The organism is Caballeronia udeis (genome assembly GCF_044909315.1).
In the GTDB taxonomy this organism is placed as follows: domain Bacteria; phylum Pseudomonadota; class Gammaproteobacteria; order Burkholderiales; family Burkholderiaceae; genus Caballeronia; species Caballeronia udeis_A.
The window spans coordinates 1-18,602 of sequence record NZ_JBIYEB010000043.1 but is presented as its reverse complement, the minus strand read 5'-3'; the positions used below and the strand labels follow the sequence as shown (position 1 = coordinate 18,602).

Here is an 18,602-nt window from a genome sequence, read left to right as displayed (position 1 = left end):
CACGTTCTTCGCCTGCAGCGCCCGTGCCGCGACGGCTGATCGTCGCCATCACGGGTGCAACGGGTTCGATCTACGGCGTCCGGTTGCTGGAAACATTGCGTCGCCTCGGCGGCGTAGAAACGCATTTGCTCATTTCCAGTGCGGGCTGGCTGAATATCCAGCACGAACTGGATCTCGATAAAACCACCATTCACGCGCTCGCGGACGTGGTGCACAACGTCCGCGACGTCGGGGCGAGCATCGCATCGGGATCGTTCGCTACCGACGGCATGATCGTCGCACCTTGTTCGATGAAAACGCTGGCGAGCATCGCGCTCGGGCTATCGGACAACCTGATCACCCGCGCTGCCGATGTCGTACTGAAAGAACGACGCCGCTTGGTGTTGATGGTGCGCGAAACGCCGTTCAACCTCGCGCATCTTCGCAATATGACCTCGGTCACCGAAATGGGCGGCGTCATTTTCCCGCCGCTGCCGGCGTTCTACCATCGTCCGGCTTCTATCGATGAAATGGTCGATCAGACGGTCGAGCGCGTGATCGACATGTTTGCACTCGGAAGCCCGATCGCGGCAGCCTGGCCGGGATTGAGAGACGCGGATCATTAACAACACCGGTGACACAATTCATTGCCTCGCTAGCTGTTTATCAACGCATTGCGAGTCCTTATAGTCGTGGTAACGCCTCTTTTCGAGATTTGCTGCCATGACCCGCCTTCCGACCATTTTCATATCCCACGGTGCGCCGACGCTGCCTATTGACCCGTCGATGCCTTCCGTCGAGTTCGCCTCGTTCGCAACGCGCTTCGAGCGTCCGCGTTCGATACTCATGCTTTCCGCGCACTGGGGCACGGCGCAGCCAGTAGCAAGCATTGCCGAGCAGCCGGAGACCATCCATGATTTCTACGGATTTCCGCGTGCCCTTTACGAGATCCAGTATCGCGCGCCGGGTGCGCCGAGTCTTGGCAAGCAAGCCGCGACGCTGCTGACGCAAGCGGGCGTTCCAGCGGCCATTACTGAGCACGGTCTTGACCACGGCGCGTGGGTGCCGCTGCTGCTGATGTACCCGGACGCGGGAATTCCGGTCGCGCAGCTATCGATACAACCGCGTCTCGATCCGGCTCACCACTACCGCGTGGGCCGCGCGCTGCGAGCGCTAAGGGACGACGGCGTAATGATCGTGGGATCGGGACAGATCACGCACAACCTGCGGACGGCGGATTTCAGCGCGCGGCCGGAAGATGCCGATCCGCGCGTGGCCGAATTCACCGATTGGTTCGAGGACCGGCTGGAGAAACGGGACATTGAAGCGTTGCTCGACTACCGGAAACAGGCGCCCCACGCGGTGCTGATGCATCCGACCGATGAACATTTGCTGCCTATTTTCGGTGCGCTGGGAGCGGCCGACGATGATTTTGAACTCGGCATTCAGTCGCTGGGCACATTTCAGAAAACGTTGGCCATGACAAATTACGTTTTCAGCGACGCCTAAATCCCCACAAAATGTGGCGATTTGCCACGAATCGAAATAAAAAACCCGCTTGATTGCTCAAGCGGGTTTTTTTAATTGAGATAACGGGGTTTTATGAGCCAGCTATCACGCACCGACCTCGGCGAGGATATCGTCGTGGCTTTCGCGTTCTTCGAGATATTGGGACCGATACCCGGTTTGCACGCCCCAATAATAGAATCCCAGTGCCATGATGGCCACGAACGCCATATCCCAGCCGTAGGGCAATAATCCGCGTCCGCCGAATTCCGTACTGCCGATGAGCGAAACAACGGCCATCGCTGGCAAATACGCGATCAGCCACCACGCCGCCCTCAGGTCATCGCTCCACTCGTGAAAACCGGTCTTGGACTGATAGTAGAAATACACCGGCAACGCGACCACCATCAGCAGGATGATTTCGCCGGTCAGCGGCCACTTTGCCCAGTACAACACCTCGGAGGCGCACACGAACGCGAACGGCGCGATGATCGACATGCCTTTGATCATCAACGGGCGATGCAGGTCCGTGGCCGCGCGGCGCAACGCCATCAGGCTCACGGGGCCAGTCAGGTACGAGATCACGGTGGCGACCGAAATCACCGCCGCCAGCGAGCTCCAGCCGCGGAAGAAGAACATGAAGACGAACGCGACGCCAAGGTTGAAGAACATCGCCGGGCGCGGCACGCCGTAGAGCGGATGCACGTGGCCCAGGATCTTCGGCAGCGTGTTGTTGCGCTCCATTGCATAGATCATGCGCGAGGTCGTCGCCATGTAGGTCGTGCCGGTACCACTCGGGCTGACAAACGCATCGACATAAAGGAGGAACGCGAGCCAGTTCAGGTTAAGCGCCAGTGCAAGTTCCGCGAATGGCGATGCGAAGTTGAAGTGGCTCCAGCCTTTCAGCACATCGCCAGGACTGACCGCACCGATATACGCCACTTGCAGCAACACGTAGATTACAAGTGCCATCAGGATCGAGCCGATCACCGCGAATGGAATACTCTTCGACGGATTACGCGCTTCGCCAGCCAGATTCACCGGACTCTGGAAACCATTAAAGCTGAATACGATACCGCTGGTAGCAACCGCAGTCAGGACTGCGGACCAGCCATAAGGTGCGAAACTCGAACTCGTGCCAAAGTTCTCGCTGTGAAAACCGGTCAGCATAAGACCGAGAATAGTCGCACCGGGGATAATGAACTTGAATACGGTAATGGCGGAATTGGCGCGGGCGAATAATTTAACGCCCCAGTAATTCAGCAGGAAATATACGATCACCAATAATGCCGATAAACCAAGTCCGGTCGGTGTAAGCGACCCATCGACGAAAAGTGCATGTGCCCATTGATATGGCCAGGTACTCATGTATTGAATCGATGCTTCCGCCTCAATGGGAATCACTGAAACGATTGCAATCCAGTTTGCCCATGCGCTGACGAATCCAACGAGTGCCCCATGCGAATAACGCGCATACCGGACCATTCCGCCAGACTCCGGAAACATTGCTCCCAGTTCTGCGTAAGTCAGTGCAATGGCAAGAATGACCACTGCGCCAATAACCCATGCAACGATAGCCGCAGGCCCTGCAATCTTGGCTGCTTTCCAGGCACCGAATAACCAGCCCGAGCCGATGATGGAACCCAGACCGGTCAGCAGCAGCGCAACCGGCCCAATGTTCCGTTGAATAGAACTTTTCACTACGTCTCCTTCAGTCAAAAAACTTTCAAATACCTTATGCGGGGTTAATGCGAACCTTCAGCTAAATTCGTGCCCTGCCCCAACGTGGCGCGTAGTTTAACGGGTGTGCCCGCTTAACGCTCTATCTGTTACGACTGAGGTTTGAACGGATCCGGCGCATAGGAAAATATCTACCGAAAGATTTGTAATGTGACGTTGCGATGTCGCGAAACCGGCTCAAAAAACCCCTGTTTACGGTCGGATATTATTTGACCTTGGGTTTGATTCGCCGTATAAACCTTCTTGCAGGATTTCAAGTGGCGAGTGAATTGGTCTTTCGTAGTTCGCCCATCACGGTACTCCGGTTGGTCCCATTGCCCCTTCCTTGATTTTCATGCACATTCGGGCTTCGGCCTTATTCAACATCTTTAGGAACAAGTAACATGGAAACCGGTACCGTCAAGTGGTTCAATGACGCAAAGGGCTTTGGATTCATCACGCCGGACGGCGGCGGCGAAGACCTGTTCGCACATTTCTCTGAAATTCGCGTGGAAGGCTTCAAGACGCTTCAGGAAAACCAGAAGGTTACCTTCGAAGTGAAGACCGGCCCGAAGGGCAAGCAAGCTGCAAACATCAAGCCGGCCTGAGTTTTATTGCCGCTTGAATAGCAGACAAGAAACCCCGCACTCGCGGGGTTTTTTCTTTTACATCACGGGTTTATCAGTAGTTAATGAGAAATTACTTTAAATAACTGCCCGGACGGTAATAGCAAGTAATACCGGTCAACCAAATAGCCGGCGCGCATAAATGCCGAGCCCGGTCGCCACGCTGGCCAGCCGGTCGCCGAACACCGCTTCAGCCTCGGGGAACGCGTCAGAGAGCGATTGTGAAAGGAAACCGAGTCCGGTCGATCCGCCCGTGAAGTAGACCGCGCCCACGTCCTGGGGCGCTACACCGGCGCGGTGCACCGTTTCCCGTGCAGCCGCCACGATCCGCCGTGTCTCTTCCAGCCCTGCATCGATGAGTTGCTGCTCGGTGAAGCCGATACGCAGCGCCTCTTCCACCTCCTCCATCCCGATGGTGGTCTCACCGCCCGCCGCCACTTCGATCTTCGCGGCCTCCGCGTGCGACGCCAGCGCGTGCCCGAGGCGGCGCTCGACCACGCGCATGAGGCGCTCGTGGTGCTTCGAGTCGCTGTAGAGGTGCCGCATCAATTGCAGTTCATTGACACGTTTTGGCCCGTAGACGGTATTGATCAGATGCCAGGTCGCGAGGTCAAAATAGACGCGGTTCGGCACTTCGCGGCCTTCAGGCGCCATCGACTGGTAACCCAGCTCACGCAGGATCGTCGCGAGCTCCACGCGGCGATCGAAGTCCGTTCCGGCCACATGGACGCCGTAATGCGCGAGCACGTCGTCTTTTCGCGACAACAATTTTGCGCGCGCCGGCCCGACCCGCACCAGCGAAAAGTCCGACGTACCGCCCCCAATATCGGCCACCAGCACCAGCCCTTCACTCGTCAGGCGCGCTTCATAGTCGAAAGCAGCGGCAATCGGCTCGTACTGGAAATGGATATCCGTCAGGCCAACGGCTTGCGCAGCGGCTTGAAGCTGGTTCTGGGCGAGCTGATCCGCACGCGGATCGTCGTCGACAAAAAATACCGGGCGGCCCAGTACCGCTCGCGTGATCGGCGTGCTGGAAACGGCCTGCGCCTTCTGCTTCAGATGCTGCAGGAACAGCGTGATGACGTCGACGTAGCGGATCGCGGAGCCGTCGCCCAGGTCCGTGCTCGTCTCAGCCAGCGGCGAGCCGAGAATGCTCTTCATGGAGCGCATCAGGCGGCCGTCGAAGCCGTCGATGTAAGACTCGAGCGCGGCCCGCCCGTAGGCTTGCTCGTCCTCGTCCGTGTTGAAAAAGACAGCGGTCGGCAGCGTGGTGGCGCTGCCTTCGACCGGCGCGAGCCGGATCGATGCCCCGTCGGGCAATGCGACCGCTGAATTCGACGTGCCGAAATCGATCGCGCAATAGGTCATGAGGTGAGCGACGGCAGCGAGAACTCCGCCAGCGCCGCAAACAAAAAGTGGAGCGCGTTTTTAGCACGTAACGCGCAGTACATCAACCGTCGATCAAAAACATTGCCGGGGGAACGGATTTTGCTCGAAAACCCGGTAATTAATGCTCTCTGCCGGAGGCGCGTGCAGCCGGTCATTCCCACCTTACCGGCCGAATGTATGAACAACACCAGGACTGTTCCCGCAGTTGGCGAAGACAAGGAAGCACCGGCAAGAATTATCGAAACCGATCTGCCTGGACGGCTCGACCGGCTGCCGTGGGGCCGCTTTCATACGCTGATCGTGCTGGCGCTCGGGATCACGTGGCTGCTCGACGGGCTTGAAGTCACGCTCGCTGGCGCAGTTGCCAGCGCGTTGAAAACCAGTCACGTGCTGAAGTTCTCGAACGCCGATGTCGGGCTCGCCGGCAGCGCCTACATTGCGGGCGCGGTGATCGGGGCACTGGGTTTCGGCTGGCTGACGGACCGGCTCGGGCGTCGAAAGCTATTTTTCATCACGCTGTTCCTGTACGTGGCGGCGACAGCAGCGACGGCCGTTTCATGGAATCTCGCCAGTTTTGTGTTGTTTCGCTTTCTCACCGGCGCGGGGATTGGCGGCGAATACACCGCGATCAATTCCACGATCCAGGAGTTCACCCCCGCCCGCGTGCGCGGCTGGACGGACCTGGCGATCAACGGCACGTTCTGGGTGGGCGCAGCGCTGGGCGCGGCAGGGTCGATCGTGCTGCTCGATCCGGGCTTGCTGCCCCCCGATTACGGCTGGCGCGCGTGTTTTCTGATCGGCGCGATCCTGGGATTGCTGATCCTTTTCATGCGCACGTGGGTTCCGGAAAGCCCGCGCTGGCTGATCACGCATGACCGCGTGGACGAGGCGAAGGAAATTGTGGATGGCATTGAGGGGAAGTTTCGCGAACATGGCGTGACACTGCTCACCGATCCCGTCAAACCACTGCGTCTGCACGCCCGGGATCACACGAAGCTCAGTGAAGTGTTCCGCTCGCTCTTTCATGTGCATCGGCGGCGTTCGCTAGTCGGATTGACGCTGATGACCGCCCAAGCGTTTTTCTATAACGCGATATTTTTCACCTACGCGCTCGTGCTGACGGATTTTTACGGTGTGCCGGGGGATCACATCGGCTGGTATGTGTTGCCGTTCGCGGCCGGCAATTTCCTCGGGCCGATCATGCTAGGCAAACTCTTCGATATCGTCGGCCGGCGCAAGATGATCGCCTTCACGTACGGTATGTCCGGGGTTTTGCTGACTATCAGCGGATACCTGTTCGAGCAGGGTTGGCTCACGAGCACGACACAGACTATTTCCTGGATGGTGATCTTCTTTTTTGCATCGTCGGCGGCGAGTTCGGCGTATCTCACCGTCAGCGAAACGTTTCCTCTCGAGATCCGGGCACTGGCCATAGCGATTTTTTATGCCTTCGGGACGGCACTGGGCGGCATTGTGGGGCCGGCGCTGTTCGGCAAGCTCATTGACACGCATCAGCGCGGCGCCGTGTTTGCGGGCTATCTGATCGGTTCTGCACTGATGGTGCTGGCTGCGGTTGTGGCAGGAGTCTGGGGGGTATCGGCGGAACGCAAGTCGCTGGAGGACGTGGCGCGGCCGTTGTCGTCAGCGGAGGAGTGAGCGTTTCTGGTGCGATCGCGCGGCGTCTGTTCGACCACCGCGCTTTCCAGCATTTACTGCCGTTCAAGACCGCTTATTTGAACGCCTTACCCCAAGCGCCATCGAATGCGACTTCACCAATCGCCGCCCGCTCGCGGGGTGCGTTTTCGCGCTCCAGCAGGGCTGCGTCGAGCGAGGCCGGGTCCCCGTGATGTCCCAGCGAAATCATCGCGATCACTTCTACGTCCTCCGGGGGCGAAAACGCCTCGCGGAACGCGTTGACATCGAAACCCGCCATTTGGTGGGCCACCAGGCCGAGCGCGTGTGCTTGGAGCACCAGCGACATACCCGCCGCGCCCGCATCGTACTGAGCTGTGCGGTTCACGTCGCCCTTGGGCGTCAAGGTCTTCGCCAGCACGCAAATCAGTACGGGCACATTGGCGTTCCACCCCTGGTTGAACGGCACCAGTGTGGCGAAAGCCTTCTGGAAAGCGGCTTCGTCGTGGTTGCGGTCAAAGGTCAGGAAACGCCACGGCTGCATGTTGTACGAAGACGGCGCCCAGCGTGCAGCCTCCAGCACGCTATGCAATTGCTCGCGGCTCACCGCCTGGTTCGATATTGCCCGCGGGCTCCAGCGGCCGGCCAGCAGCGCATCGATTGCGACTTCAGTAGGTGCGATTTTTTCGGTCATGCGGCAGTCCCTGGTTGGTTGGTCCGGACAGCATGCGCTAACACGCACGCTACGAGACCATAAGAATAACCAAGCTGGCAAACCCGCGCTGCGGCATTAAAAATTCGCTGCTCCACGGGCACGCCGTCCAGCAGAGCCGCTCTCAGGTCGCCACCGCCTGCATCGAGCGCGATGCCTTGTTGATCCGCAAGACCATCACGGCCGCGACAATACACAGGCTGCCGGAAATCATCGTCGCGACGGTGTAGGTGCCGAGACTCGCGCGCAGCATGCCTCCGCCAAGCGCCGCAAACGCCGCGCCGAACTGATGTGCCGCCACGACCCAGCCGAATACGATCGGCGCCGACTCCTTGCCGTAGACGTCAGTTGCGAGCCGGACGGTTGGCGGTACGGTGGCCACCCAATCCAGCCCGTAGAAAACGGCGAAGACCGGCAAGCCGTAGAAGTCGATACCAAACGCGTGCGGCAGGAACATCAGCGACAACCCGCGCAAGCCGTAATACCAGAACAGCAGCACGCGAGCGTTGAACCGGTCGGACAGCCAGCCGGACAGCGTGGTGCCGACGAGATCGAAAATGCCCATGGCGGCCAGAAGCCCCGCGCCTTGCACTTCGGTCATGCCGTGATCGGCGCACATCGCGATCAGATGCGTGCCGATATACCCGTTCGTGCTCGCCCCGCAAATGAAAAAGCTGCCCGCCAGTAACCAGAAATCGCGCGTCTTGCTCGCCATGCCCAGCGTGCCGAAGGCGAGCGTGATCGGGTTTTTCTGCGCGACGGGAACAGCGGGCGGCGAATCAGGGACTTCGCCGAACGGGCGGAGCACGACATCGGAGGGACGCTCGGGCAGCAGCCACGCCACCAGGGGCAACACCACCGCTGCGGCAGCAGCGACGACCAGCACCATGGGACGCCAGCCGAAGCGCTCGGTGATCGCCGCGAGCATCGGCAGGAACACAAGCTGACCGGTGGCCGAACTGGCCGTGAGAATCCCCATCGCCAGTCCGCGATGCGACGTGAACCAACGATTCACTATGGTCGCGGCCAGCGTGATGGCGGCCACGCCGGTAGCCCCGCCCACCAGCACACCCCATATCAGGATCATCTGCCATGGAGCAGTCATCAGCGTCGACAACCCCACGCCCGTCGCCAGCGTCCCCAGCGCCGCCAGCACCGTCGGGCGCACGCCGAAACGCTGCATCGCGGCGGCGGCGAATGGCCCGGTCAGACCGTACAGCGCCAGGTTGATGGAGATCGCGAGCGAGACGGTCGCGCGGCTCCAGCCGAACTGCTGTTCGAGCGGCAACATCATGACGCTTGGCGTCGCACGCGTGCCGGCGGCCGCGAGCAACACAAGAAACACGACTCCCACCGATATCCACGCGTAATGCATGCGGCCCGAAAGCCGTCTGGCTGCCCAATTCATCCTTCGCTCCGGTTTCTTCTGGTTATCTTTCGACCAACGTTTCGACCAACGTTACCGTCCAGTCACATTTAGGTTGCGAGCTTAGTGACTGCTCGGTAACATGTCAAGAATCCCTTCGAAATTAAAGGACATGATCGTGGTACGCGTATCGAATGAAGGCTCTGCCGCCGATAAAAAACCGGTCCGCCGGCACATGGACGGCGCTACCGCGCAGGAACAACTGCTCGACGCCGCAGAGAATCTTTTTTATCGCGATGGCATCCGGGCGATCAGCGTTGACGCAGTGGTCGAACGCGCCGGCGTGAACAAAATGAGCGTGTACCGGCAGTTTTCGTCGAAAGACGATCTGGTGGTGGCGTACCTCACGCGCATGGACACGCGCTTCCGGGAACGGATTGAAGACAGCATCGCGAAGCATCCGGGACAACCGGCCAAGGCGCTCGTGCAAAGCATTACTGACCTTGTGGAGCGGGCATCGAATCCGGATTATCGCGGTTGTCCGTTTGTCAACGTGGCGTGCGAATTCGCAGATCGCGAGCATCCGGCGCGGGTCTCGGTGGCACACAACAAGCAGTATCTGATTGCCCGGTTGCTGGAGTTATCGACTGCGGCGGGTGCGGCCGATCCTCAATTTCTGGCCGATTCCCTGGCGTTGCTGGTAGAGGGCGTGTACACCGCGAGCCAGACTTTCGGCCCGGGCTGCGGACCGATGCGTACAGCGCCCGCCACGGCCGCGCTGCTCGTGAAGGCGGCCTGCGGTAAAGACAGGATCGAACCGTGAACGAAGAGATTATCGATTCAACGCGGCATTGGCTCACCCGCGCCGTTATCGGCCTGAACCTGTGTCCGTTTGCGAAAGCCGTGTATGTGAAGGACCAGATCCGTTACACCGTGAGCCCGGCGCGCACGTTAGAAGATGTGCTCGCCGATATTGAAACCGAACTGAAGCATCTGGCGGAGACGGACCCGGAACAAACCGATACCACGTTGTTGATCGTCCCGCACGCGCTTGGCCGTTTCAGCGACTACAACGACGCCCTCCATTTCGCCGATACGCTCCTGAAACAGCTTCGGCTGGAAGGTGAACTACAGATCGCGAGCTTTCATCCGAATTATCAATTCGATGACGCCGAACCTGACGACATCGAAAATTTCACGAACCGCGCACCCTATCCGGTCTTCCATTTGCTGCGTGAGGCCAGCATTGAACGTGCGGTCGAAGCGTTCCCCGATGCCGCCGATATCTACGAACGCAACATGGCCACGCTGCGCCGTCTCGGCCACGCCGGCTGGCTCGAATATATGAAACGCGACGCCGGGGTCAAACCTTGAAATCGAGCCGTAAGATCAGGCTGTAAAGAACCGCTCGCGCATCTCCTCCAGACCGAGCGTTTCAAGCACATCGGACAAACGCTGGGCCGGTTTTCCGCGCGGCAGATCCTTGAATTGCGCGATGATCAACTCATTTTTCATCGAATGCTCCCAGCCCACGAGTTCCGTCACGCTGACCTGATACCCATGCGATTCCAGTTGCATGCAGCGCAGCACGTTCGTGATCTGGCTACCGAACTCGCGCGTGTGCAACGGGTGCCGCCACATCTCCGTCAGCACATTCTTCGAGAGCGAATGACCTTTGTTCTTACGTAAAACTGCTGCCACCTCAGCCTGACAACACGGCACCACCACGATGGTTTTCGCTTTCTTCTGCAAAGCGAAATGAATCGCGTCGTCGGTCGCGGTATTGCATGCATGCAGTGCGGTGACGACGTCCACGGTCGCAGGCAAACGGTCTGACGTAATCGATTCGGCCACCGATAGATTCAGGAACGACATACCCTCGAATCCCAGGCGTGCGGCCAATTCCTCCGACTTTTCAACCAGCTCCGAACGTGTCTCAATACCAAAGATATGTGACCGATCGCGCAGAGCCTTGAAGTAGAGATCGTAGAGAATGAACCCAAGGTAAGACTTTCCCGCTCCATGATCGACCAGCGTCACCGAACCCTCTTTTGCATGAATTTCCGCAAGCAGGGGTTCAATGAACTGAAACAGGTGGTAGACCTGTTTCAACTTTCGACGGCTGTCTTGATTCATCTTGCCGTCGCGCGTCAAGATGTGCAGCTCCTTCAAAAGTTCGAGGGACTGACCGGGACGAATGTCGTGCTTGGCCGATGTTTCCGGCGTTTTATCGGACGAATCCGTTGATGCAATGGGCGCGTTCGGCGCCCGGGACTTCTTGGCCATCGTCTGGATACCGTAGTGATTCTGTAGGCGGGGTCACGCGGAATTTCGGCGCGAAGTGTGCGCTAACCGCTGGTTGTATCGATGTAAATGGGCAAGTTTACCCAAAAGCGCATAGACGCTCCCGCATGACGCAGCATCGGGAACTGACAGAGGTTTCGAATCGCCTCGCCAGAGCACTGAGGAACCTCGGTTTCAGATGGAACATTTCGTGCATTTAGAACGGGACAACCAACGGGATGGACGGATATTACGGCGGCACAAGGCCGCGACTTTTATAGCAAAACGCCCTGGTAGCAAGGCAGGCGCGACGAATCGATGACCTCGGCAACGCTTGAGGCAACGGCCGGTGAAACGCACCGGTGAATGTCGACGTACAGCCTGTTACGTAACACCTAACGTACACGGCGCGTTCCCGCGGGGAACACGCGAACACAAAATGAGGACGGCGATGGACCCAATCCGAGACAGTAAAGCCGAACAGCAGTTTCAGGAAATGCTTGCAAAGCTCACGTCAATGCCCGAGTGGAGCGAAAAACAGCAACTTGAACTCGAAATGGCCCGAGAAATTTCCGGCGAAATGTTGCGGCTCGCAGAAGTCATGCGCGACGGCACCACCGACATGGAAACGTGCCTGACCATGCTCAAGTACGCGAAAGTGATGGATTTCGTGCTGACGACCCTCGCCTCGCGGCGCGAGATTGCGCCCCAGACGCTGCGCGTAATCTTCAAGCTCGCCGGGCTGAAAGTGGACGAGGCTTATCCTGGTTGAATGCTGCTTGCATACTGGTTGTACGTTGTTCGGCGGCCAGTCCCATTGATCACGGACTGGCCTGATGCAATCTTGTCAGTGCTTGCGGCGGGTCATCAGCCGCTCGTACGACGCCTTCAAATGGCGCTGCATCGAAGCCTGGGCCTGAATGGCATCGCGCGCTTCGAGCGCGTCCAGTATGTCCTTGTGCTCGCTTAACGCGGCCGCCCAGGTTTCCTCCCCCTCAAAATGCACACGCAATTTCGACGACAACGGACTATGCCGTTCGTCGAAAAGTCCCGCCACCGTGCGCACCAGCACGTCGTTTCCGGACATCTGCGCTACAGCCAAATGAAACGCACGGTCCGCTGCCAGCGGAATCTGTCCGTTTGCCACTTCCCGCGCCATGCTTTCGTAGATCTCGCGCAACGCCTTGAGCGCCTTCGGTTTGCAAAACGCAGCCACATTCGCCGCGATCGCGCCCTCGATCACCATTCGCGCAGTCATGATTTCGAGCAGACTTTCGCCGAATTCCGTTCCCGGCGGCAGATTCGGACCCGAACCGGAGGCGGACGGCGCACAAATATAAACGCCCGACCCCATCCGGATTTCAACCCGACCTTCCAGTTCCAGCGCGACCAGCGCCTCTCTCACCGACGGCCGCGACACCCCCAGCATCAGCGCCAGTTCGCGCTCGGACGGCAAGCGGCCATTCGGCGCAAAGCCTTGCTCGTCGATCAGCGCGCGCAGTTTATCGGCGATCTGGAGGTAGAGACGACGCGTCTCCATGGGTTTGACAGCCACGAAAGCTCCTTTCCTGGACAGACTGGCCGCATTGGCGGAGGCTGAATTCTAAACAAGGATGCTGCTAATGGTCAGGCCAAACCCCTACCCGGAGCCAATTGGCTTGACCAGTTCCGTTTTATGAAATTAACATGCATTCTGGTAAGGCCAAAAAAATCATCCTATCCCCATGAAAACTGTTATCTGCGAACAACCCGGCTCGCTCGTTCTGATTGATCGGCCATCACCCGAGCCCGGTATCGACGACGTCTTGATCCGCATCAAGCGTGTCGGCGTGTGCGGTACGGACCTGCATATCTACACAGGGAATCAGCCGTATCTATCGTATCCGCGGGTGATGGGGCATGAGTTGTCGGGAATCGTGGAATCCGCGCCGGCCGGCGCACGCGTCGCGAAGGGTGACCAGGTCTACGTGATGCCCTATCTTGCGTGCGGGAAATGTATTGCGTGCCGGGCTAAAAAGCCTAATTGCTGTATGAACATTCGCGTCCTGGGTGTCCATACCGACGGCGGCCTGGTCGAGCAACTCGCCGTACCGCAGGCATTTGTGTTCAAAGCCGATGGCGTGACGCTCGATCAGGCCGCGATGATCGAATTCCTGGCCATTGGAGCGCACGCTGTCGCGCGAGCCGACGTGCAGCCGAAGCAGCGCGCCCTGGTGGTTGGCGCCGGGCCGATCGGCATGGCGGCGTTGATCTTCGCCAAGCTTCGCGGCGCGGAAGTGACCGTACTCGATGGCCGCGAGGATCGGTTGCGATTCTGCCAAACCCTGCTGAATGCAGACCACATTGTGCGTCTGGATACGACCGGCGCCGCGGCAGACGCAAAACAGCTTGCGGAGCTCACCGGCAACGAGTTTTTCGATATTGTCTTCGACGCCACGGGCAACGTGAAAGCGATGGAACGCGGCCTGGAATTCGTCGCACATGGCGGGAAATACGTGTTGATATCGATAGTTAGCGACCGGATCTCGTTTGCCGACCCCGAGTTTCACAAACGCGAAACTACCCTGCTTGCTAGCCGTAACGCGACGCCGGACGACTTCGAAACCGTGCTTTCCGCCATGCGTGCAGGCCTCATTCCCACGGCGGCGCTCAACACGCATACGCTCAAGCTGAGCGATTTACCGAGCGAATTCTCCAAGCTGCTCGATCCGTCGGCAGGGGTGATCAAAGCACTGGTCGAGTGCTGACACGCCGATATAGACGACGATGAGCAATCCGATTCTCCAGTTCGGCACGAGCCGCTTTCTTCAAGCGCACGTCGATTTGTTCGTTGCGGAGGCTGCGCGACGTGGGCCGTCAAACGCGCTCGGACGGATTACCGTCGTGCAGAGCACCTCGAATGCGGCAAGCCGGGCGCGGATCGATGCGTTGCGGGCCTCGAGCGTGTACCCCGTGCGAATTCGCGGTCGGCAGGGCAATTCGACCATTGATGTCACCGTTCAATGCGACGCGATCACTGAAGCCCTGAACGCCGCCGATGACTGGCCCGCGCTGCGCGCACGGGCGCGGCATGACGTCAAGGTGATCGTCTCGAATACCGGCGACACCGGCTACGCTTCCTTTGACGAGGACATTGCGCGAAACCTTCAGGAGAACTCCGTCCCGCGAGGTTTTCCAGCCAAGCTCACGGTCTTGCTGCACGACCGGTTTATCGCAGGTGCAGAACCGGTGACCTTGCTCCCTTGCGAACTGATATCGCGCAACGGCGATACATTGCGCGATCTCGTTATGGATATTGCAAAGCAATGGCAAGCAGATGACGCTTTCATCCACTATCTGCAGCACGATTGCATTTGGGTGAACTCGCTGGTCGACCGCATTGTCTCCGAGCCGATTCATCCTGTTGGCGCCATTGCCGAGCCCTACGCGTTGTGGGCAATCGAGCGCCAACCCGGCATGGTCCTGCCGTGCGAGCACGAGGACATCGTCCTCACCGACGATCTGGCCCGCTACGAGCGCCTCAAGCTTCTGCTGCTCAACCTCGGCCATACGATGCTCGCCGAACTCTGGCTCGCGGATCGTGCCGCTGCCGACATCAATGTGCGCGACGCCATGAGCAACGAAACGTGGCGCACGACCTTGGAATCGACATGGCGCGACGAAGTGCTCCCCGTCTTCGATGCCCTCGGCGAACACGACGTCGCACGCGCCTATCTCGTCGATGTCCGCGACCGCTTCGAGAATCCGTTCCTGGATCACCGGCTCTCCGACATCGCGCGAAATCACGCAGAGAAAAAACAACGCCGCTTCAAACAGGCTGTCGAGCTTGCGCATCAACTCGGCTTGAATATTGAACAGCGACGGCTCATGGCCGCGCTGTCTTGAGGAATACTTACCATGCCTACTGATCACACCGTTATCCGCCTTCATCCCAACGACGATGTCGTGATCGCGACGCGCCAGCTCATGTCGGGCGCACGCATTACCTCTGAAGCCGAACCACTCGTGGTGAGCGGACTGATCCCGCCGGGCCACAAGATCGCTACACGCGACATCGCCAAAGGTGAGCCCGTGAGGCGCTATAACCAGATCATCGGCGTGGCGCTGGATGCCATCTCGCGCGGCCAGCACGTGCATGTCCACAACCTGGGCATGGCCGATTTCGAGCGCGAGCATGAATTCGGTGTCGACATGCGCGAAACCCATTTCGTCGATAAACCCGCTACATTCATGGGTATTCGTCGCGAGGATGGACGTGTGGCCACACGAAATTACATCGGTGTCCTGACGAGTGTGAATTGCTCTGCCACAGTGGCGCGGGCTATCGCTGATCACTTTCGCCGCGATGTGCGTCCTGAAGCGCTCGCCGATTATCCAAACGTGGATGGCGTGATTGCGTTGACGCATGGGCTGGGTTGTGGCATCGACTCACTTGGTGACGGCATCGCAATCCTGCGTCGCACGCTCGCCGGTTACGCCGTGCATCCAAACTTCCATTCGGTGTTGTTCATCGGCCTGGGCTGCGAGACGAATCAGATCTCGGGCATCCTCGGATCGGCTGGCTTAAACGACAACGGCGCGAAACTGCGCAGCTTCACGATCCAGGACAGCGGCGGCACCCGCAAGACCATCGAGCGCGGTGTTGCGATGGTGAAAGAGCTGCTCGCCGATGCCAACCGCGTCAAACGCGAACCCGTACCGGCGTCACACCTGGTGGTTGGATTGCAGTGCGGAGGCTCGGACGGTTATTCGGGAATCTCGGCGAATCCGGCGCTGGGCGCGGCCGTCGACCGTCTCGTACAGCATGGCGGCACAGCGATTCTGTCGGAGACGCCCGAGGTCTACGGTGCGGAACATCTGCTTACGCGACGTGCAGTGAGCCGGGAGGTCGGCGAAAAACTCCTGACGCGCATCAAGTGGTGGGAGGATTATTGCGCGCGAAACGGTGCGGCGATGGACAACAATCCATCGGCGGGAAACAAGGTCGGCGGCTTGACGACAATTCTCGAAAAGTCGCTAGGCGCGGTAGCGAAAGGCGGCACGACGAAGCTCGTGGAGGTCTATGAATACGCTCAACCGATTAATGCGAAGGGTTTTGTGTTCATGGATTCGCCAGGCTACGACCCCGTCTCGGCAACGGGCCAGGTTGCTTCGGGTGCGAATCTGATCTGCTTCACGACCGGACGTGGGTCGGCTTACGGCTGTGCGCCCTCGCCCTCGCTAAAGCTCGCTACGAACACGGCGCTGTGGGAGCGGCAAGAAGAAGATATCGATATCAACTGCGGCGGGGTTGTCGACGGAACGGCGTCCATCGATCAGTTGGGAGAAGCCATTTTCCAGATGATGCTGGATTGCGCGTCGGGGGTGGCATCGAAGAGCGAGGCACACGGTTATGGGCAGAACGAGTTCGTACCGTGGCAGGTGGGTGTAATTACCTGAGCGGTATTTGATTAACGCGAGGCGCTAAGCGGCCGTCGTGTTTAGCGGCAGCGCCTCGGTTATTTATGCCTCATCTGACTATCGCTGCTGAATCAACGTATCAACCATAGTCGACGCGACTCTCAACCCGCCATCATGTTCAACGCCAGCGCCTCGGCCACTTCTATCCCATCGATCGCTGCCGAATAAATGCCACCGGCATATCCGGCGCCTTCACCCGCAGGATAAAGTCCATCGACATTGACACTTTGATAATCGTCTTTTCGACGAACACGTATTGGCGACGACGTGCGCGTCTCGACGCCCGTCAGCACCGCGTCGTGCATGGCGAACCCGGGGATCTTTTTGTCGATCTGCGGCAACGCCTCGCGAATCGCCTCGACCACATACTCCGGCAATGCGCTGGTCAGGTCGGTCATACGAACGCCAGGTTTGTACGACGGTTCGACTGTCCCTAGCGATGTCGATGCCCGTCTCGCAATAAAGTCACCGACCAACTGCGCTGGTGCGGAGTAGTCGCCACCGCCCAGCTCGAACGCCCGCTCTTCCCAACGTCTTTGAAACGCGATACCCGCGAGCGGGCCACCGGGGAAATCCTCCGGCGTAATTCCCACCACGATCCCGGCGTTCGCATTACGCTCGTTGCGCGAATATTGACTCATCCCATTCGTGACCACCCGTCCCGGTTCAGACGTTGCCGCCACAACTGTTCCGCCCGGGCACATGCAAAAGCTGTAGACGGCTCGACCGTTGCTGCAGTGATGGACAACTTTGTAATCGGCCGCGCCCAGCAGTTTATGTCCCGCGAATTTGCCAAACCGGCTCCGATCAATCAGTCCTTGCGGGTGTTCGATCCGGAATCCGAGCGAAAAGGGTTTTGCTTCAATGTAGACGCCGCGATCGTGCAGCATCTCGAACGTATCCCGGGCGCTATGCCCCACCGACAACACGACATGCTCGCAAGGTAGCGTTTCCCCATTGGAAAGCGTGAGGCTGCGAACCTTGCCTCCTTCGATCTCGATATCTTCAACGCGCGATTCGAAGCGTACTTCACCACCGAGTCGATGAATCGTCGCGCGCATTTTCTCGACCATCCCCACCAGTCGAAAGGTACCGATATGCGGCCGGCTCAGATACAGAATGTCCTCCGGAGCACCGGCAAGCACGAACTCTTCGAGCACCTTTCGGCCGTAGTGTTTCGGGTCCTTGATCTGGCTGTATAGCTTGCCGTCCGAAAACGTCCCGGCACCGCCCTCGCCAAACTGCACATTCGACTCCGGGTTCAGCACGTTTTTCCGCCACAAGCCCCAGGTGTCCTTGGTCCGCTCGCGCACAGCCTTGCCACGTTCCAGGATGATTGGACGAAAGCCCATCTGCGCCAGGATCAAGCCGGCGAACAAGCCACACGGTCCCATGCCGATCACGACGGGTCTCGGCGATGTCATCTGCGTCGGCGCCTTCGCGACGAACTTGTACGCCATGTCCGGCGTCACACTGCAATGCAGCTGATCGTTCAGATAACGAAGCGCGGTGACTTCGTCCTTCACATCGACATCGACAATGTAAGTGAGCTTGATGTCGGAGCGCTTGCGCGCATCGTGCGCACGCCGGAATACCGTATAGCGGATCAGGCCATCGGCAGGGACATGAATAAGCGCGAGACGTGAGCGAATTGCCGACTCGAGTTCGCTTTCCGAATGCTCAAGCGGCAGCTTGATTTCGCTTAGACGTAGCATGGGGACCTGTTTTGCAAAAGCCGTAAGGACATCCGGCTAAAGCGCTATTTTAGCGTGCTGAAGAAAGCGTAAGCCGGTGATGGTGGGATGTTCAGCGCGAGTTGGTTCGATTGTGGACCTGAAACGCAAAAACCCCACCTTTGTGGGGTGGGGTTTTTGTCTAGCTGCGCAGTCGCTGCAGCGAATGGGGAGCCTGACGATTACCTACTTTCACA

At 58.9% G+C, this 18,602-nt stretch carries 17 protein-coding genes; 10 read left to right on the top strand and 7 right to left on the bottom strand.

Going from position 1 to position 18,602, the window contains the following annotated elements:
• The first annotated feature begins 23 nt into the window (after positions 1-23).
• Positions 24-605, top strand: a complete 582-nt coding sequence (locus ABH944_RS40495) for a UbiX family flavin prenyltransferase (protein ID WP_404614200.1) — start codon at positions 24-26, stop codon at positions 603-605.
• Positions 606-702: 97 nt separating this feature from the next.
• Positions 703-1,488, top strand: a complete 786-nt coding sequence (locus ABH944_RS40490; RefSeq protein ID WP_404614198.1) for a DODA-type extradiol aromatic ring-opening family dioxygenase — start codon at positions 703-705, stop codon at positions 1,486-1,488.
• Between the two features lie 105 nt (positions 1,489-1,593).
• Here the strand turns inward: ABH944_RS40490 and ABH944_RS40485 are convergent, their stop codons facing one another.
• Positions 1,594-3,186, bottom strand: a complete 1,593-nt coding sequence (locus ABH944_RS40485; protein ID WP_404614196.1) for an APC family permease — start codon at positions 3,184-3,186, stop codon at positions 1,594-1,596.
• Between the two features lie 422 nt (positions 3,187-3,608).
• Between ABH944_RS40485 and ABH944_RS40480 the strand changes: the two genes are divergently transcribed.
• Positions 3,609-3,812 (top strand): cold-shock protein, encoded by a 204-nt coding sequence (locus ABH944_RS40480; protein ID WP_035936159.1) that lies wholly within the window; start codon positions 3,609-3,611, stop codon positions 3,810-3,812.
• A gap of 135 nt (positions 3,813-3,947) precedes the next feature.
• Here the strand turns inward: ABH944_RS40480 and ABH944_RS40475 are convergent, their stop codons facing one another.
• A complete protein-coding gene (locus tag ABH944_RS40475) occupies positions 3,948-5,198 on the bottom strand; it encodes an Hsp70 family protein (RefSeq protein WP_404614193.1) in 1,251 nt (416 codons plus the stop codon).
• 198 nt (positions 5,199-5,396) lie between these two features.
• Between ABH944_RS40475 and ABH944_RS40470 the strand changes: the two genes are divergently transcribed.
• The gene (locus ABH944_RS40470) at positions 5,397-6,875 is read left to right on the top strand and encodes an MFS transporter (RefSeq protein ID WP_404614191.1); all 1,479 of its coding nucleotides are present in this window, start codon (positions 5,397-5,399) and stop codon (positions 6,873-6,875) included.
• 73 nt (positions 6,876-6,948) lie between these two features.
• Here the strand turns inward: ABH944_RS40470 and ABH944_RS40465 are convergent, their stop codons facing one another.
• Together ABH944_RS40465 and ABH944_RS40460 are read right to left on the bottom strand one after the other, a co-directional pair.
• Positions 6,949-7,545, bottom strand: coding sequence for a nitroreductase family protein (locus ABH944_RS40465; protein ID WP_404614190.1), 597 nt, complete (start codon positions 7,543-7,545; stop codon positions 6,949-6,951).
• A 142-nt stretch (positions 7,546-7,687) separates the two neighbouring features.
• Positions 7,688-8,971, bottom strand: a complete 1,284-nt coding sequence (locus ABH944_RS40460; RefSeq protein WP_404614188.1) for an MFS transporter — start codon at positions 8,969-8,971, stop codon at positions 7,688-7,690.
• A gap of 130 nt (positions 8,972-9,101) precedes the next feature.
• Here ABH944_RS40460 and ABH944_RS40455 point away from each other — a divergent pair, with 130 nt between their 5' ends.
• Both ABH944_RS40455 and ABH944_RS40450 read left to right on the top strand, forming a co-directional pair.
• Positions 9,102-9,752 (top strand): TetR/AcrR family transcriptional regulator, encoded by a 651-nt coding sequence (locus tag ABH944_RS40455; protein WP_404614186.1) that lies wholly within the window; start codon positions 9,102-9,104, stop codon positions 9,750-9,752.
• A complete protein-coding gene (locus tag ABH944_RS40450) occupies positions 9,749-10,303 on the top strand; it encodes a DUF1415 domain-containing protein (RefSeq protein WP_404614184.1) in 555 nt (184 codons plus the stop codon). The genes ABH944_RS40455 and ABH944_RS40450 overlap by 4 nt, the downstream gene beginning before the upstream one ends.
• A 15-nt stretch (positions 10,304-10,318) precedes the next feature.
• On the opposite strand, the gene ABH944_RS40445 is transcribed toward ABH944_RS40450, so the two are convergent.
• Positions 10,319-11,215: a class I SAM-dependent methyltransferase gene (locus tag ABH944_RS40445; protein WP_404614182.1), complete on the bottom strand. Its 897-nt coding sequence runs from the start codon at positions 11,213-11,215 to the stop codon at positions 10,319-10,321.
• 448 nt (positions 11,216-11,663) lie between these two features.
• Between ABH944_RS40445 and ABH944_RS40440 the strand changes: the two genes are divergently transcribed.
• A complete protein-coding gene (locus ABH944_RS40440) occupies positions 11,664-11,984 on the top strand; it encodes a hypothetical protein (protein WP_031362147.1) in 321 nt (106 codons plus the stop codon).
• A 75-nt stretch (positions 11,985-12,059) separates the two neighbouring features.
• Here ABH944_RS40440 and ABH944_RS40435 read toward each other — a convergent pair whose 3' ends face one another.
• A complete protein-coding gene (locus ABH944_RS40435; protein WP_404614252.1) occupies positions 12,060-12,752 on the bottom strand; it encodes a FadR/GntR family transcriptional regulator in 693 nt (230 codons plus the stop codon).
• A 184-nt stretch (positions 12,753-12,936) separates the two neighbouring features.
• On the opposite strand from ABH944_RS40435, the gene ABH944_RS40430 reads away from it, so the two are divergent.
• Genes ABH944_RS40430 through ABH944_RS40420 form a run of 3 tightly spaced genes read left to right on the top strand, consistent with a single transcriptional unit; the run spans position 12,937 to position 16,651 of the window.
• A complete protein-coding gene (locus ABH944_RS40430) occupies positions 12,937-13,959 on the top strand; it encodes a zinc-binding alcohol dehydrogenase family protein (RefSeq protein ID WP_404614180.1) in 1,023 nt (340 codons plus the stop codon).
• A 19-nt stretch (positions 13,960-13,978) separates the two neighbouring features.
• Complete coding sequence (locus ABH944_RS40425; protein WP_404614178.1) at positions 13,979-15,097, top strand: mannitol dehydrogenase family protein; 1,119 nt, start codon at positions 13,979-13,981, stop codon at positions 15,095-15,097.
• A gap of 12 nt (positions 15,098-15,109) precedes the next feature.
• Positions 15,110-16,651 (top strand): UxaA family hydrolase, encoded by a 1,542-nt coding sequence (locus ABH944_RS40420; RefSeq protein WP_404614176.1) that lies wholly within the window; start codon positions 15,110-15,112, stop codon positions 16,649-16,651.
• A gap of 122 nt (positions 16,652-16,773) precedes the next feature.
• Here ABH944_RS40420 and ABH944_RS40415 read toward each other — a convergent pair whose 3' ends face one another.
• Positions 16,774-18,387 carry an NAD(P)/FAD-dependent oxidoreductase gene (locus ABH944_RS40415; RefSeq protein WP_404614174.1) on the bottom strand — a complete coding sequence of 538 codons (1,614 nt, stop codon included), beginning with the start codon at positions 18,385-18,387 and terminating at the stop codon, positions 16,774-16,776.
• Between the last annotated feature and the right edge of the window lie 215 nt (positions 18,388-18,602).